This is a genomic window from Kitasatospora sp. NPDC096128 (assembly GCF_040303105.1).
GTDB lineage: Bacteria > Actinomycetota > Actinomycetes > Streptomycetales > Streptomycetaceae > Kitasatospora.
Genome location: NZ_JBEOSP010000005.1, coordinates 134,270 through 149,240 on the forward strand (window position 1 = coordinate 134,270; position 14,971 = coordinate 149,240).

The following is a 14,971-nucleotide window of genomic DNA, read 5'->3' on the forward strand; positions in this document are numbered from 1 at the left end:
CCTACGCGCGCGGGCGGCGGCCGTGCAGGGCGAGCAGCAGTACGGCGGTGGCCGCCACCGCGGCGGCCAGGGCGATGCCCGCGTGGGTGCCGGTGGTGGTGCGGCCGCCCGCCAGGGCGGCGGCGGTGGCCAGGGCCGGGCCGAGGGCGAAGCCCAGGCTGCGGGAGAGTTGGACGGCGGAGCCGGTGGTGGCGAGCTTCCCGGGCGGGGAGGCGGTCATCACCAGGGCCTGGGTCGGGCCGCCGTTGAGTCCCATCCCGGCACCGGCCGCGGCCAGCCGGGCGGCGATGTCGAGCGCGGACCAGTCGGCGTCCACCGGGATGAGTGCCGCCAGGCCGCAGGTGGTGATGACGGCGCCGGTGAGTGCCGTCGGCCGGGCGCCCCAGCGGTCGGCCAGCCGCCCGCCGACCCGTCCGGCCAGCACCATGCCGAGCGGGAAGGCCAGCATGGTCAGCGCGGTGGCGGTGGCGCTCTCGCCCTGCGGGCCGCGCAGGTGCTGGACGAGCAGGTACTGGCAGGCCGCGAAGCCGGCCGCGAGGGCGAGTACCGCGGCGTTGACCCCGGTGGTTCCGGCGGCCCGCAGCACCTCGGCGACCGGACGGCCGCCCGGGCGGCGCAGCCACAGCAGCACCAGCGGTACGGCGGGCAGCGCGAGCAGCAGCCACTGCGGCGCCGTCGGCGCCAGGGTGAGCCCGAGCAGGACGGCGGCCACCGCCGCGCCGATCAGCGCGGCGTCGCCGAGCGAGCCCCGGTCGGGCAGCCTCAGGCCACCGCGTCGCGGGGCGTACCGGCGCACGATCAGGACGGCGGCCAGGCAGACCGGCAGCTTCACCAGGAAGACCGCCCGCCAGCCGAGGTGGTCCAGCAGCAGACCGCCGACGACCGGACCGGTGACGGCGCCGAGCGGTCCCAACGTGGCAGGCACGCTCATCGCCCGCCCGCGCAGCTCGGGCCGGACGGAGGTCGCCGCCAGGACCGGCATCAGGACGAAGAGCACGGCCCCGAAGGTGCCTTGGAGCAGACGCGCGGCGATCAGCCAACTCGCGCACGGGGCCAGGGCGGCCAGCACACTGCAGGTGGCGAAGCAGCTGACCGCGAGCAGCAGCGCGGAGCGGGTGCCGACCTGGTCCAGCCACCGCCCTGCGGGCAACAGCAGTGCGACGAGGGGGAGTTGGTAGCCGAGGGCGGCCCACTGCGCGACCCCGGCGGAGACGTGCAGGCCGGCGGCTATGTCGGTGAGTGCCAGGTTGACCACGTTCATGTCGAGCATCGCGACGAACGAGAGCAGCCCGGCGGCCACGACCAGGCTCCACCGGTCCACCGGTTCGATCTGACGCCCTGTCAGACCATGCGTGGCCGAGGGATGTTGCGCTCGCATGAAGGTCCTCCGTCCCCCGCTGCCGTACCGGGCACCGCCTCGGCGGCGGTGTCCGGTACAGCAGTCGGAGGCGCGAGGGCTCCGGTTCCGAACAGGTGGGGGAATTTTTCGGACGGGTGGACGGATGGGCGGGTGGGCAGGGTGCCGAGAGGCCCCGGCGAACAGATGACAGATGACAGATGACAGCGAACAGATTTCAGATAACAGATTTCGAAAGCTGTTATCTGTCATCTGAAGTCTGTTATCCGTTCGCTGTCATCCGTAGCCCGCCCGCCCGCTGCTCAGCAGGCCGCCGCGAGCTCCCCGGCCTCGGCCGCCCGCAGGCGCGCTATCAACTCCTCCCGCGCCCGGGCGACCCGGGAGCGGACGGTGCCGATGGGGCACCCGGCGACCTCGGCCGCCTCGGCGTAGCTCAGGCCGACCACCTGGGTGAGCACGAAGGCCTCCCGTCGCTGCGCGGGTACGCGTTCGAGCAGGTCCCCGAGGGCGATCCCGTCCTCGAACCCGGCCACCGGGGCGCCGCCCTGCCGTTCCGCCGCCTCCTGCCAGTCCGGCAGGGCCGCGCAGCGCGGCCGGGCGGCGGCCATCCGGTACCGGTCGATGACCGTGCGCCGGGCGATCGACAGCAGCCAGGTGCGGGCCGAGGAACGCCCGGCGAACGCGGGGAGGCCGCGCAGGGCCCGTAGGAAGGTCTCCTGGGCGAGGTCGTCGGCGGACTGCACGTCGGTCAGGTGGGCGACGAAGCGCCAGACGTCCCGCTGGGTCGCGCGGACGAAGGCCTCGACGTCCGCCGCCCGGCCCGAGCGGGCGGTCAGCGCGAGCGCGGTGAGCTGGTCGTCATCCACGGCGGCCTCCGATGCGACCGGCTTCGGTCCGACCGGCTTCGGCCCGACAGGCTCCGACCTGGCCAGTCCTGCCCCGGCCGGTCCTGCCTCGGCGGCCGTGCGGGACGATGGGCATATGAGATGCGCGCAGTTCCGTACCGCTCTGTCCGCCCGGCTCGACGGCGAACCGAGCGGCCTGCCCGGCACCAGGCTGGACAAGCATGTGGCGCGCTGTGCCGGCTGCCGGGACTGGCTGGACCGGGCCGAACGACTGCGCGCCCAGGTGCGGGCGGAGGCCGCCGACGGGCCGGCGCCGGAGTGGGCGGCCGGGCTGTCCGCCCGGCTGGGGCTGGACGGTCCGGTCGGCGCAGTGCCGGAGGCGCCGCGGGCTGCGGAACGGTAGGGCGCGGAGCGGCAGGACGGGGGCGCCGGTGGTCACCGGAGCGCCGTCGTAGTGAGGCATGGGAAGGTCCCGAGGGGAAGGCTGGGAGCGGCGCCGCGCACGGCGGCGCCACCGGCGTCCATGGGTCGGCCGCGCCGCGCACCGCACCTCTCGTGGAGGTGCCGGGGCGGTCGCGGATCCGGGCCCGGGCCCCGACGGCACGCGCGGCCCGGAGCGCGACGGCACAGGACGTGACGACGCGGGGCGCGGCGCAGCGGCAGGGCGACCTGCCCGACGCCGAGGTCCCGGTACCGGTCGGTCACCGGCCGGTGGGGGGAGGAGCGCGTCGGGCGCGTCAGCAGGCGAGCGCGAAGGCCGGCGGCCCGCGCCGGACGACCGCATGGGTGAGCAGCACCGACCGGGGCAGCCTGGCGGGCCGGTCGGCGGGCCGGGACACGGTCGGCGGCCGGTGCCCGAAGGGGCGCGTGAGCAGCGTCAGCAGCGGGAGCAGCAGTGCCCCGGCGACGACCCCCCCGAGTGCGGCGAGCAGTTCGAAGACCCGGACCAGCGCGGCGTCACCGCGCCAGAGCAGCAGCGCACAGCCGAGCGCCGCCAGGACGTGGGCGAGGGCCATCCCCGGTGACATGCCGTGCGACATGCCGTGCGACATCCCCTGGGTCATGCCCTGCGACATGCCGTCCGACATCTGGTGCGCCGCGCCCGTCGGCATGCTGTGCGGCAGGCCGGGCACCCCCGCCATCCCGGGCATCCCCATGTCCATCGCCGCCCCGTCGGCCCCCGCCGTCGCCCCGTGGTGCAGGCCCGCCATCGGGCGCAGGCTCCCCGAGGCCGGTGGGACGTCCGGGTCGATGCCCGCCATCCGGGCCAGCTCGGCCGGCGAGAGCCCGCCGGCCGTCCGGTCCGGGTTGCAGAGCAGCAGGGCGGCCCAGTCCGTGCTGGCGAGCCGGCCGAGGCCGCCGCCCCTGCGGCCGAGCGCTGCGGCGTGTTCGAAGAACAGGTGCAGCGCGGTCTGCGCCGCGATCATCCAGGTGCCGATGACCCCGAGCCCGCGCCGCTTCCCGGCCAGCAGCCAGGTCAGTCCGAGGACCGCCCCGAACGCGCCGAGCAGCACCGACGGCGAGACCCCGGCCCCGGCCATGGCGAGGTGCGCCGTGGCGGCCATCGCCACGCACAGCGCGGCGAAGACCGCGGCGCGCAGCAGGCGGATCCGGTCGGTCATCACGATGGCACTCATCGTCGCACCCGCCGCGCCCCGTCCGTACCGCACCCTCCGGTGATGGCCGGTTCCGGCCCGTGAGAACATGCCCGGCCCGTAAGGCAGCGCCCGGCCCCTGAGAACATGCGCGGCCCGCGAGGCCGCGCCCGGCCGGTCGGGGCGACCGATCGTCCGCCTTCGGCGCCGTTGCGCCCTAGCACCGTTCCGCGCCGCCGTCGAACCGGCTTGACACGCCCACCTCTCGATCACTAAATGTGCACACTCCGGTACGGATCGTGTGCGCCGGAGCGAACGTCGAGCGAAGCGGCACGAGTCGGGAACGAACCCGACCGGAAGCACCGGAAGCAGGAGGCACGGCCATGGACACCCCGACGGAGGTCTCCGTTCCGACGGCAGACACCCCCGACCTCACCGATCCCCGCTTCTGGCAGCTGCCCGCCCCCGCCCGCGCCGCCGCCTTCGCCGAGCTGCGCCGCCGCCCGGCCCCCGTCTACTTCGGCGACCGCGCCACCGGCCGGGGCTTCCACGCCCTGGTCCGCCACGCCGACGTGGTCGAGGCCAGCCGCACCCCGGCCGTCTTCCGCTCCGGCCCCGGGGTGACCACCCCCGAACCGGCCCGCTGGGTCCGGCTGCTGTTCGGCGACTCGATGGTCAACCTCGACGACCCCCGGCACGCCCAGCTGCGCCGGATCGTCTCCCGGGCCTTCACCCCGCGCCTGCTCGGCCGGGTGGAGGAGGACGTCCGCCGGATCTCCGCCGCCCTGGTGGACGCGGTCGAACGCGACCGGCCCGAGGACTTCGTCGGCACGGTCGCCGCCCAGCTCCCGTTCCAGGTGATCTGCACCATGATGGGCATCCCCGAGCAGCCCCGCCGCGCCATCCTCGACCTGGTCGACCGCAACTCCGAGAACGTCGGCGTGGCCCGGCCGCTGCGCCGCCGCCTCCGGGTGCCCGGGCGCGGGCTGGCGGCGCTCGCCCGGATGCAGGGCATCGTGGCCGGGATCGGCCGCGAGCGCCGCCGCCGGCCCGCCGAGGACCTGATCTCCGCGCTGGTCACCGCCGACGTGGAGGGCCGCCGGCTCACCGGCCGCGAGCTGGGCGCCTTCTTCTCCCTGCTGCTGGTCGCCGGGGTCGAGACCACCCGCAACGCGCTCGCCCACGGACTGCACCTGCTGACCGTCCACCCCGAGCAGCGCGCGCTGCTCCTCGCCGACCTGGACGGCCGGCTCGACGGGGCGGTGGACGAGATGGTCCGCCACGCCACGCCGATCGTCCAGTTCCGCCGGACCGTCGCCGTCGACCACGAGCTGGGCGGCCCCGGCGGCCCGCTGCTGCGGGCGGGGGAGAAGGTCGCGCTGTACTACGGCTCGGCGAACCGGGACGAGACGGTGTTCCCCGACCCGGAGGCCTTCGACATCACCCGCACTCCCAACCCCCACCTCGGCTACGGCGGCGGAGGGCCGCACTACTGCCTGGGCGCGCACCTGGCCCGGCAGGAGATGACGGCGCTGTTCCGCGAGCTGTTCACCCGGCTGCCCGAGACGCGGTCGGTCGGCGAGCCGGTGCTCGTCCCGTCCAGCTTCGACCACCGGGTCCGCTCGCTGCGCTTCACCTTCTGAGCCCGTACGGCCCCGGGACGGCCCGGCACCGCCGCGGTAAGGCCCAGTTCGGCCCACGTACTGCCCCGTACTGCCCCGTACCGCCCTGTCCGAGCCTCGGGCGGGTCAGACGGACAGCTCCCACACCGCGTGGTCGTGCGCGAACATCACCTGGCGCGGCCCGTGCTCCGCGACCCGGTCCAGCCAGGCCCGGTAGCGGGGCAGCGGCGCCGCCACCCCGTCGCGCGCCGCCTGCCGGGCCAGCACCGCCTGCCCGTACTCGGAGGCGAAGTCGTACGCCTGCCCGGCCAGCAGGACGCTGCAGGAGTCCATGCGTTCGACCAGCAGGGACTGGTGGCCGCCGGTGGGCCCGGGGGTGGGCAGCACCCGGACGCCGGGCCAGAGCTCGGTCTCGCCGTCGAGCTCGCGGTGGACGGCGCCGGGGAAGTCGACCAGGGCGTCGATGGTGTAGTCGCCGCGCCGGGCGGTGGCCAGCTCGTCGGCCTGGACCAGGATCGGCGTCCCGGCGAACAGCGGATTGCCGCCGCAGTGGTCGAACTGCAGGTGGCAGTTGACCACCAGGTCGATGTCCGAGACCGCGACGCCCGCCGCGGCGAGCGCCTCCGGCAGCGGGCGCCGGGCGGGGCGGTAGCGCGCCTCGGTCTCCGGCGAGCCGGCGCCGATCCCGGTGTCGAACAGCAGCAACCCCTCCGGGCCGCGGACCAGGTACGCGAGCACCGGCTCCACCCGCGGCTCGGGACCGCCCACCTCGGCGGCCGGCCGGACGATGCGGCCCAGGTCCAGTCGGCGGATCGTGTGCATGCGTCCCCCTTGACACTCAGCCCCCGTGTGACGGCCGATGCGGCCGCTGTTCGCACCCTATCCGGCGTCCGGAAGCCGCCTACCGGCGTCCGCCTGCTTCCCCGTCAGGTCCGCTCGGACCCGCGGGATCTCGGGCCGGCGGACGTGGTCGGGCGGGGTCCGCCGGGCGTGGTGGTGTGCATCACGGCGAACGGTCCGGACGCGGAGCACAATGCGCGGCATGAGCGATCGTCCGACACCGTCCGAGTCCGAGTCCGGGACCAAGTCCGGGACCAAGTCCGGGACCAAGTCCGGGACCAAGTCCGGGGCCGGGTCCAAGTCCGGGTCCGTGATTGGACACGGGACCGCAGACCGTCCCACCGCCGATGTCTGGGCCGCCCTCGGCGGGCCGGTCGAACTCCTCGACCGGGTGGCCTTCCACGGCCCGCAGGACGGCCTGCCGTCGGGCCTGCCGGTGCGCCGGTACGCCCGGGCCACCGTGGCCGCCTGCTCGCTGGCCGCCGCGGAACTCGCCGCCCACCGCGGCGGCGGGCCCGTCCCGGCGGTCCGGGTGGACGAGGGGGCGGTCGCCACCTCCTTCGTGAGTGAGCGGCACCTGGAGATCGACGGCCGCAAGCCGGTCGGCTTCGCCCCGCTCTCCGGCTTCTGGCGCACCGCCGACGGCTGGATCCGCACCCACGCCAACTACCCGCACCACCGCGACCGGCTGCTCGCCGTCCTCGACCTCGCCCCCGACGCCGGGCCCGAGCAGCTCGCCGCGGCGCTGGCCAAGCTGCCGGGCGAGCAGGTGCAGGAGCGCGCGTACGCGGCGGGGGCGCTCGCCGTGGCGGTCGCGCCGGTGAGTGCAGCCGTCCACCCCCTGGTGGAAACCCGGGAGATCGGCACCGCACCCGTCCGCCCGCTCGCCGAGGCCCCGCCGGACCGGCCCGCCGCCGGGATCCGGGTCCTCGACCTCAGCCGGGTGATCTCCGGACCGGTCGCCACCCGCACCCTCGCCCTGCTCGGCGCCGACGTGCTGCGGATCGACTCGCCCCGACTGCCCGAGGCCGAGGACGCCCACGCCGACACCGGCTTCGGCAAGCGCTCCACCCGCCTCGACCTCGCCGACCCGGCCGACCGCGCCACCTTCGAGGGGCTGCTCGACACCGCCGACGTCGTCGTCAACGCCTACCGCCCCGGCTCCCTCGACGCCCTCGGCCTCGCCCCCGACGCGCTGTTCGCCCGCCGCCCCGACCTGATCCTCGCCCAGATCTGCGCCTGGGGCTGGACCGGACCGTGGGCCGGCCGCCGCGGCTTCGACAGCCTGGTCCAGGCCGGCGTCGGCATCGCCGCCCACGAGGCCGGCCCCGACGGCCGCCCCGGCGCGCTGCCCGCCCAGGCGCTTGACCACGGCACCGGCTACCTCCTCGCCGCCGCCGTCCTGCGCGCCCTCACCGGCCAGCGCACCCACCGCCCCGGCGGCCGCCACCTGCGCTTCTCCTTCGCCGGTTCGGCCTCCTGGCTGCTGCACGGCATCCCGTCCGAACCGTCCGAGCCGTCCGAACCGTCTGGCCCTGTCGACCAGGCGCTCCCGGGAGCCGAGCCGTACGACCCGGCGCGCTGGCTCACCGAGACCGACTCGGCCTACGGGCGGCTGCGGTACGCCCGGCCCCCGATCGGCTACGCCGGTGCGCCCGTCGACTGGGCCGGCCCGCCCGGGCGTTGGGGGACGGACGTACCGGTCTGGCGCTGAGCGGGGCCGCCCCGTGCCGTGCCGTGCCCTCCCGTGCGCTCCCGTGCCCTCCCGGACGTGGCGGGGCGGGGCACGGGACAGGGGTGGGGTGGGCGGTGTCGGTGGGGTCTGACAGCATCACCGCATGACCGCCGCACACGCCAACGACTACACCTGGTTCGAACAGCGCTACCCCGTCCTGGGCGAGGCCTACTGCCTCACCCACGTCCAGGACACCGCCGCCGACGAACTGCTGCGCCGCTTCGACGCCCTGACCGGCCGGGAGGTGACCGGGCTGGACGCGGTGATCGCCGCCTGGGAGACCTTCGACGACGGGGAGGACGAGGAGGCCCAGGAGCTCCTCGGCCCGGACGAGGAGCGACTGCTGGTCGCCGTCACGGAGCTCGACGGCTGGGCCCTCGCGGTCGAGCCGTACGGCTACCTCGGCAGCCTGTCCGAGGTCATCTCCACCCTCACCGAGGGCACCCGGCTGGTCTCGCACTTCCGGAGCGCCCACGCGGTCGACCACTTCAACTGGTGGGAGCGCGAGAGCTGCCGCCTGCAGTTCGAGCCGCTCTTCGCCGACCAGCGGCACGGCACCGACGCCGACGCCCCCGGCATCCCGGAGCTGTTGACGGCCTGTGGCTTCCGGCTCGACGGGGAGCGGGCCGACCTGCACACCGAAGCCGCGTTCGCGCTCGCCGAGCGGCTGACCGACGTGCGGCTCACCCCGGAGCGGCTGGAGGCCGCCACCTTCCGGCTCGGTTACGCGCCCCGACCGTGAGGGCCGCGCTCTCCGACCGTGAGGGCGGGGACCTCCGGCCGTGACGGCCGCGGTCCCCGCAGCGGTGGCGGTGGGTCAGACCGCGGAGGGAATCCTTTTGGCCCGGCCACGCACCTGGAGCGCGGTCGCGATCTCGACCACGCCCAGGACCACCAGCCAGCACCCGGCCAGCACGGTCAGCGCGGTGATCGAGCCGACCGGCCAGACCATCAGCAGCACACCGGCAAGGGTGTTGGCCACGCCGGCGAAGGCCTGCCAGCCGCGGGCGGGCATCAGCGGGTCGGAGATTGCGGCGGCGAGCTGGGTGATGCCGCGGAACAGCCAGCCGATCCCGATCCAGAGGGCGAGCAGCAGCAGCGACTGCACCGCGCTGCGGAAGCAGAGCAGCCCGAGCAGGACGCTGATCGCGCCGCTGATGAAGGCCAGCACCCGCAGGGCGGTGGTGGCGTGGGTGCCGAACGCGGCGACCAACTGCACGATGCCGATGACCAGCAGGTAGAGGCCGAACAGCACGCCCACCACCAGCAGCGTCTCCCGCGGCCAGGCGAAGACGACGATCCCCAGGGCGAGTGAGGCCACGCCGGCGGCCAGCAGCACCTGCCAGGCGGCTTTGGCGAGCATGCCGAGCGGCCCCTGGACCGGGGTTCCGTCGGGGGTGATGATCGGAGGGGCCACGGCGGCGTACTCCTCGTGGTCGGGGGCGAAGAACGAACCCCAGCCTTTGGGCGTTGTCAGCGGACCGCCTGCCGAGTACATCCGTTCGAGTGATGTCCCCCGGCTGCCGGAATGACATCGTCCAGTCGCATGCCGCCGATATCATCCGGCGGTATGACTTCTGAAGGGTGGGGGACCCCTCCGGTCGAGCCGATCAGCCAGCACTACATCGTGTGCGGGGGCAACGCCCTGGCCCACCGGCTGGTCCTGGAACTCGTCGAGCACTACGAAGTCCCGGTCGTCGTCCTGGTCGCGGACCGCACCCGCGACCACGCGCCGCGGATCGAGCAGATCACCGGCGTCGCGGCCGTCGTCGAATACCCGAACATCACCGAGGAAGCACTGCGGGCGGTGTCCATCGACACCGCCCGCGGCCTCGCCCTGGTCGAGGGCAGCGACCAGGAGAACATCCACGCCGCGCTCAGCGCCCAGGGCCACAACCCGAACATCCGGATCGTCTTCCGGATGTTCAACCAGCGCCTCGGCGAGAACATCGAACGACTGCTCAGGAACGGCGCCGCGCTGTCCGGCTCCGCCACCGCCGCCCCGGCTTTCGCCGCCGCCGCGCTCGGTCGGCCCAACTCGGTGGAGATCGGCGGTCGTTACCTGCACATCGCGTTCGACGACGCCATCACCCCGGACCGGATCTGCGTGGTCGCCGACCACATCGACCGACAGGACCTCAGCAAGATCCGTCTGCTGCCGGAGCAGGAGGGCGACTCGGCCGAATTCGTCCGGCTCGCCGCCGAGTTCGGCGACGACGGACCGGTCCGGCCGGGCGGGGTCCGCCGTGAACCGGGGCCGGAGCGGGTGCCGGAGCCCGAGGCCGAGCCTGGGATCGGGACCGGGACCGAGCCTGGGACCGGGACCGAGGTCGAGCCCGAGGAGTCGCCGGGCGGGGTCGCCGCGCTGCAGGTGCTGCGGATGGAGCCCGGGGAGCCGATCAGCTGGGCGCGGCGGCTGCGCTGGCGGGTGCTCGACACCATGCGGTTCTTCACCAGCGCCCGGATGCGGCTGACGCTGCTCACCGCGCTCGCCGCCGTGCTACTGGCGTTCAGTGTGCTCTGGTACCTCAGCCGGGACTTCGGCTGGACCGTCTACATCTCCCTGCTCGACCTGGCCGGCGCCGCCCAGCCCGACCAGCCGGCCGACATCGCCGCCGGGACGGGGACGGGCGGGGCGTGGCAGCGGGCCGCCCAGGTGGTGATCACCCTCTGCGGGATCACCTTCGCGCCGGTCGCCACCGCCGTCGTGGTCGAGGTGCTCGGCTCCGGACGGCGCGGGCTGCCGCGCAACCCGAGCACCGGCACCCGGGACCACGTGATCGTCGTCGGGCTCGGCAACGTCGGCACCCGGGTCGCGAGCCAGCTGCACGAGATGGGGGTGCCGGTGGTCTGCATGGAGCGCGATCCGCAGGCCCGCGGCATTGCCGCCGCCCGGGCGCTCGGCATCCCCGTGGTACTGGGTGACGGGCCGTTCGAGGAGCAGCTGCGCCGGGCCCGGCTGAAGCACAGCCGGGCGGTGGTCGCGGTCAGCGGGGACGACGCCACCAACCTGGAGGCGGCACTGGAGGCGCGGCACGGTAACCCCGACGTCCGGGTGGTGGTCCGGCTGTTCGACGACAACTTCGCGGGCCACTTCTACAAGACGCTGGACAACGCGGCCTCCCGCTCGGTCTCCTACCTGGCCGCGCCCGCCTTCGCCGCCGCCCTGATGGGCAGTGAGGTGCGGGGGACGTTGTCGGTGTTCCGGCACGCGTTGCTGATCGCGGAGCTGACGGTGGAGGACGGCAGCGGACTGATCGGCCTGAACCGGCACGACCTGGAGGACCCGGGCGGCGTGCGGGTGATCGCGGTCCGCTTCGCCCGCAGCAACCAGCTGCACTGGGGCTTCGCCGACCGCACTCGGCGGCTGACCCCGGGCGACCGCATCGTGGTCGCCGCCACCCGCGGCGGGCTGGCGCGGCTGAACACGGTGCTGGTGGAGGAGAGCGGCTGACCGGGGGCGGCGGTCAGATGACAGCGAACAGATTTCATCATCTGAAATCTGTTCGCTGTCATCTGTTATCCGTCATTCGTCATTCGTCATTCGCCAGCTGTCATTCCTCAGCTGTCGCGCACGCCTGCCGCGCGTCGCCCACCACCTGCCGTCAGCGGTTCTCGAACTTCGGCGCCCGCTTCTCGGCGAAGGCGGCCATGCCCTCCTTCTGGTCCGCCGTGGCGAACACCGAGTGGAACAGCCTGCGCTCGAAGCGCACGCCCTCGGCGAGGGTCGTCTCGAAGGCCCGGTTGACGCTCTCCTTGAGCATCACCGCCGCCGGGGTGGACATCGCCGCGATGGTCTCGGCGGTGGCCAGCGCCTCGGTGAGCAGCTGGTCGGCCGGGACGATCCGGGCGACCAGGCCCGCCCGCTCGGCCTCCTCGGCGCCCATCATCCGGCCGGTCAGGCACAGGTCCATCGCCTTCGCCTTACCGATGGCGCGGGTGAGGCGCTGCGAACCGCCGATGCCGGGGAGCACGCCGAGCTTGATCTCCGGCTGGCCGAACTTCGCGGTGTCCGCCGCCAGCAGGACGTCGCACATCATCGCCAGCTCGCAGCCGCCGCCCAGCGCGAACCCGGCGACCGCCGCCACCACCGGCTTGCGCAGTGCGCCGAACCGGTCCCACGGGCCCAGCCAGTCGTCCAGGTAGACGTCCGGGAACCGGTTGCCCTGCATCTCCTTGATGTCGGCGCCGGCCGCGAAGGCCTTCTCCGAACCGGTGATCACCAGACAGCCGATCTCCGGGTCGCGGTCGAACGCCGTGGCCGCCGCCACGACCTCGTTCATCAGCTGGGTGTTCAGCGCGTTGAGTGCCTTGGGCCGGTTGAGCGTGATCAGCCCGACCCGGCCCTTGCGCTCGACCAGGATCGTCTCGTAGGTCTCGGTCTCGGTCATCGCCGTAACTTCCATTCCGCTGCTTGGCCATCGCGCTGCCTGGCCATTCCACTGCTCGGCGCCGCGCGGGCGCGCCCTGACCGTCCAACGATCTACGACGCGCCCCGCCTCGCGCCAGTCTTGGTATGCGAGACGCCGGTCACCGTCGCCGGCCGCTGCGGCCGCCGTCCCGTGCGGCGTGCAGCTCCAACGTGCCGGTCTCCCGGCCGGTCGGACCACCGCCGCCTCGGCGGCCGGGCGCTCCGGTGCCGCCCGCAGCTGGTCGACCTCGCACGGTTGCGCCGGGCCGATCTCGCGTACCCGGAGGCCCCGGTTGGGTTCCGTGTCGAGCACCCCGAGGGCCTGCAGCGGGCGCAGCGCCTCGCACACCGGCGCCTGGTTGGCGCTCAACTCGGCCGCCAGACGCCGCTCGACGATCCGGCCCCCGGGCTGCCGGCGGCCGCCGAGCAGGCTCTCCGGCAGCAGTCCGCGCACCTGCTCGCCGAGCGGCACCCGGGAGAGTGGGTCGGCGTCCCCGGCCGGCGTCGGCGCCGGCGTCACTGCCCGCGTCGGCATCGGGTGGGTCATGGTGTCCTCCAGGCATTCGGGGGCCGGGAGGTCGGCGGGGCGGCGGGGGTGGCCGCGGGGGGCGGTCAGGCCAGGCCCAACTCGTCGCCCTCGCGCGGGGCGAGGAAGCGGGCGACCTCGGCCTCCGTCACCTCGGCGAGCGTGCGCGGCGACCACTGCGGGTCGCGGTCCTTGTCGATCACCTGGGCGCGGATGCCCTCGGCCAGGTCCGGCCCGTCCAGCGCGGCGCAGGAGATGCGGTACTCCTGGTCGAGCACGGCCTCCAGCGAGGGCAGCGTACGGGCCCGGCGCAGCGCGGCCAGGGTGACCTTGACGGCGGTGGGGGAGTTCCCGAGCAGCAGCTCGGCGGCCTCCTTCGCCTCCGGTACGCCGGAGTCGAGCAGGCGCCGGAGAATCTCCTCGACGGTGTCGGCCGCGTAGCAGGCGTCGATCCACTCGCGCTGCGCGGCCAGTCCGGTGGGGCCGGCGGACGGTGCGGGCTCGGCGTGGGCGGCGACGGTCGCGGCCGGGTCGGCGCCGGTGGCGCCGGCGGTGCTGCGCGCGAGGGCGTCGAGCAGTTCGGGGAGGCGGGCGGACGGGACGTAGTGGTCTGCGAAGCCGCACAGCAGGGCGTCGGCGGGGCCGATCGAGGCAGAGGTGAGCCCCAGGTGGGTGCCCGACTCGCCCGGGGCGCGGGCGAGCAGGCGGCTGCCGCCGACGTCCGGGGTGAGCCCGATCCGGGTCTCGGGCATCGCGATCACGGAGCGCTCGGTGACGATCCGCACGGCCGCGTGGGCGGACAGGCCGATGCCGCCGCCCATCGTGATGCCGTCCATGACGGCGACGAACGGCTTCGGGTAGCGGGCGATCAGCGCGTTCACCCGGTACTCGTCGCGGAAGAAGGCGCGGGTGCCGGCCCCACCGGTGGTGACGTCGGCGTGCATCGCGCGCAGGTCCGCACCCGCGCACAGGCCGCGCTCGCCGGTGCCGGTCAGGACGACGGCGCGCACCCGGTGATCGGCTGCCCAGGCGTCCAGCGTCGAGCGGATGGTGGTGATCATGCCGTGGGTCAGCGAGTTGAGGGCCCGCGGCCGGTTCAGCACGAGCCGCCCGAGGCCGTCGTCGCCGTCCAGGACCGCCTGGACCTCCGCCACCTCTGCGCTCATCGCAACCGCTCCCGTCCCCTCGGTGATCCCGCCTTCCGCGGTCCACCGTACCGGGGCGGGTGGGCCGTTGTGATCACGCGGCCGCCGCGATCGCGGGTCCGGGCGGCGGCCCCGGCGGGCCCTTGCGGCTGGGGGTCGGTGCCGACGGTCACGGCCAGGCGCGCAGGGCGAGTTCGGCGACGCGGGTCAGCTCCTCGGGGGTGGCGCCGTCGCGGGCCTGCTGGGACATGCCCTGGATGACGGTGGCGAGGTACCCGGCCAGCGCCTTCGGGTCGGCCCCGGGAGGCAGTTCGCCGTCCTGTCGGGCGGCGAGCAGCCGGTCCTCGAAGACCTGCCGGTTCCGGTTGCGCAGGTCGCGCAGGAGGGCCTGGACCCCGGCGTCCTGCGGGGTGACGTTGGTGGCGGCGCTGATCACCAGGCAGCCGGCCGGGTGGGACGGGTCCGGATAGATCACCGCGGCCTCGCGCAGGATCCGGGCGAAGGCCGCGCGGGCGCCGGTCTCCTCGGCCAGGGCGATGCCGACGAACGCGCCGACGGGGGAGTGCCCGTACCGGCGGACGACCTCCTCGAAGAGCGTGCGCTTGTCGCCGAAGGCGGCGTAGAGGCTGCCGGGGCGGATGCCCATGGCGGTGGTCAGGTCGGTGACGGAGGTGGCCTCGTAGCCGCGCTCCCAGAACAGTCGGATCGCCGCGCCCAGGGCCTCGTCCCGGTCGAAGGCGGGCGGGCGTCCGCGCCGGGGGTGGGGGCGGGGGCGGGGGGCCGGGTCGGCTGCCCGGCCTGCCGCCGGGTCAGCCGCCGGGTCAGCCGGCGGGTCGGCCGTCGGCGCGCTGTCGGGTGTGGCTGCCTCGGTCATGGAACGAATTTTAGAGCAGTC

13 protein-coding genes and 1 pseudogene are annotated in these 14,971 nt (G+C 74.8%); 5 read left to right on the forward strand and 9 right to left on the reverse strand.

All coding sequences use genetic code 11. From position 1 onward, the window contains the following. Nucleotide 1: 1 nt before the first annotated feature. Both ABTY61_RS08065 and ABTY61_RS08070 read right to left on the reverse strand, forming a co-directional pair. Nucleotides 2–1,321, reverse strand: a complete 1,320-nt coding sequence (locus ABTY61_RS08065; protein WP_350504092.1) for an MFS transporter — start codon at nucleotides 1,319–1,321, stop codon at nucleotides 2–4. 338 nt (nucleotides 1,322–1,659) lie between these two features. Further along, nucleotides 1,660–2,223 carry a sigma-70 family RNA polymerase sigma factor gene (locus ABTY61_RS08070; RefSeq protein ID WP_350504093.1) on the reverse strand — a complete coding sequence of 188 codons (564 nt, stop codon included), beginning with the start codon at nucleotides 2,221–2,223 and terminating at the stop codon, nucleotides 1,660–1,662. Between the two features lie 115 nt (nucleotides 2,224–2,338). On the opposite strand from ABTY61_RS08070, the gene ABTY61_RS08075 reads away from it, so the two are divergent. Next, the gene (locus ABTY61_RS08075) at nucleotides 2,339–2,605 is read left to right on the forward strand and encodes a zf-HC2 domain-containing protein (RefSeq protein ID WP_350504094.1); all 267 of its coding nucleotides are present in this window, start codon (nucleotides 2,339–2,341) and stop codon (nucleotides 2,603–2,605) included. A 334-nt stretch (nucleotides 2,606–2,939) separates the two neighbouring features. Here ABTY61_RS08075 and ABTY61_RS08080 read toward each other — a convergent pair whose 3' ends face one another. Next, nucleotides 2,940–3,839 carry a hypothetical protein gene (locus ABTY61_RS08080; RefSeq protein ID WP_350504095.1) on the reverse strand — a complete coding sequence of 300 codons (900 nt, stop codon included), beginning with the start codon at nucleotides 3,837–3,839 and terminating at the stop codon, nucleotides 2,940–2,942. 341 nt (nucleotides 3,840–4,180) lie between these two features. Here ABTY61_RS08080 and ABTY61_RS08085 point away from each other — a divergent pair, with 341 nt between their 5' ends. Continuing rightward, on the forward strand, nucleotides 4,181–5,440 hold the full coding sequence (locus ABTY61_RS08085; protein ID WP_350504096.1) for a cytochrome P450: 1,260 nt from the start codon (nucleotides 4,181–4,183) through the stop codon (nucleotides 5,438–5,440). A 105-nt stretch (nucleotides 5,441–5,545) separates the two neighbouring features. Here the strand turns inward: ABTY61_RS08085 and ABTY61_RS08090 are convergent, their stop codons facing one another. Continuing rightward, nucleotides 5,546–6,241 carry an N-acyl homoserine lactonase family protein gene (locus ABTY61_RS08090; protein ID WP_350504097.1) on the reverse strand — a complete coding sequence of 232 codons (696 nt, stop codon included), beginning with the start codon at nucleotides 6,239–6,241 and terminating at the stop codon, nucleotides 5,546–5,548. Nucleotides 6,242–6,461: 220 nt separating this feature from the next. Between ABTY61_RS08090 and ABTY61_RS08095 the strand changes: the two genes are divergently transcribed. Continuing rightward, nucleotides 6,462–7,973: a CoA transferase gene (locus ABTY61_RS08095; protein ID WP_350504098.1), complete on the forward strand. Its 1,512-nt coding sequence runs from the start codon at nucleotides 6,462–6,464 to the stop codon at nucleotides 7,971–7,973. A 124-nt stretch (nucleotides 7,974–8,097) separates the two neighbouring features. Then, on the forward strand, nucleotides 8,098–8,736 hold the full coding sequence (locus ABTY61_RS08100) for a DUF6461 domain-containing protein (RefSeq protein WP_350504099.1): 639 nt from the start codon (nucleotides 8,098–8,100) through the stop codon (nucleotides 8,734–8,736). A gap of 75 nt (nucleotides 8,737–8,811) precedes the next feature. Here ABTY61_RS08100 and ABTY61_RS08105 read toward each other — a convergent pair whose 3' ends face one another. Continuing rightward, nucleotides 8,812–9,411, reverse strand: a complete 600-nt coding sequence (locus ABTY61_RS08105; RefSeq protein ID WP_350504100.1) for an HdeD family acid-resistance protein — start codon at nucleotides 9,409–9,411, stop codon at nucleotides 8,812–8,814. 153 nt (nucleotides 9,412–9,564) lie between these two features. Between ABTY61_RS08105 and ABTY61_RS08110 the strand changes: the two genes are divergently transcribed. Further along, the gene (locus ABTY61_RS08110) at nucleotides 9,565–11,448 is read left to right on the forward strand and encodes an NAD-binding protein (RefSeq protein WP_350504101.1); all 1,884 of its coding nucleotides are present in this window, start codon (nucleotides 9,565–9,567) and stop codon (nucleotides 11,446–11,448) included. Nucleotides 11,449–11,599: 151 nt separating this feature from the next. Here ABTY61_RS08110 and ABTY61_RS08115 read toward each other — a convergent pair whose 3' ends face one another. The 4 genes and pseudogenes from ABTY61_RS08115 to ABTY61_RS08130 form a co-directional block, all read right to left on the reverse strand. After that, a complete protein-coding gene (locus tag ABTY61_RS08115) occupies nucleotides 11,600–12,385 on the reverse strand; it encodes an enoyl-CoA hydratase (protein ID WP_350504254.1) in 786 nt (261 codons plus the stop codon). A 309-nt stretch (nucleotides 12,386–12,694) separates the two neighbouring features. After that, nucleotides 12,695–12,952 (reverse strand): annotated as a pseudogene (locus ABTY61_RS08120) (GntR family transcriptional regulator); the annotation flags it as partial. Nucleotides 12,953–13,017: 65 nt separating this feature from the next. Then, nucleotides 13,018–14,097 carry an enoyl-CoA hydratase/isomerase family protein gene (locus ABTY61_RS08125; RefSeq protein ID WP_350504102.1) on the reverse strand — a complete coding sequence of 360 codons (1,080 nt, stop codon included), beginning with the start codon at nucleotides 14,095–14,097 and terminating at the stop codon, nucleotides 13,018–13,020. A gap of 148 nt (nucleotides 14,098–14,245) precedes the next feature. After that, nucleotides 14,246–14,950, reverse strand: a complete 705-nt coding sequence (locus ABTY61_RS08130) for a TetR/AcrR family transcriptional regulator (RefSeq protein WP_350504103.1) — start codon at nucleotides 14,948–14,950, stop codon at nucleotides 14,246–14,248. Between the last annotated feature and the right edge of the window lie 21 nt (nucleotides 14,951–14,971).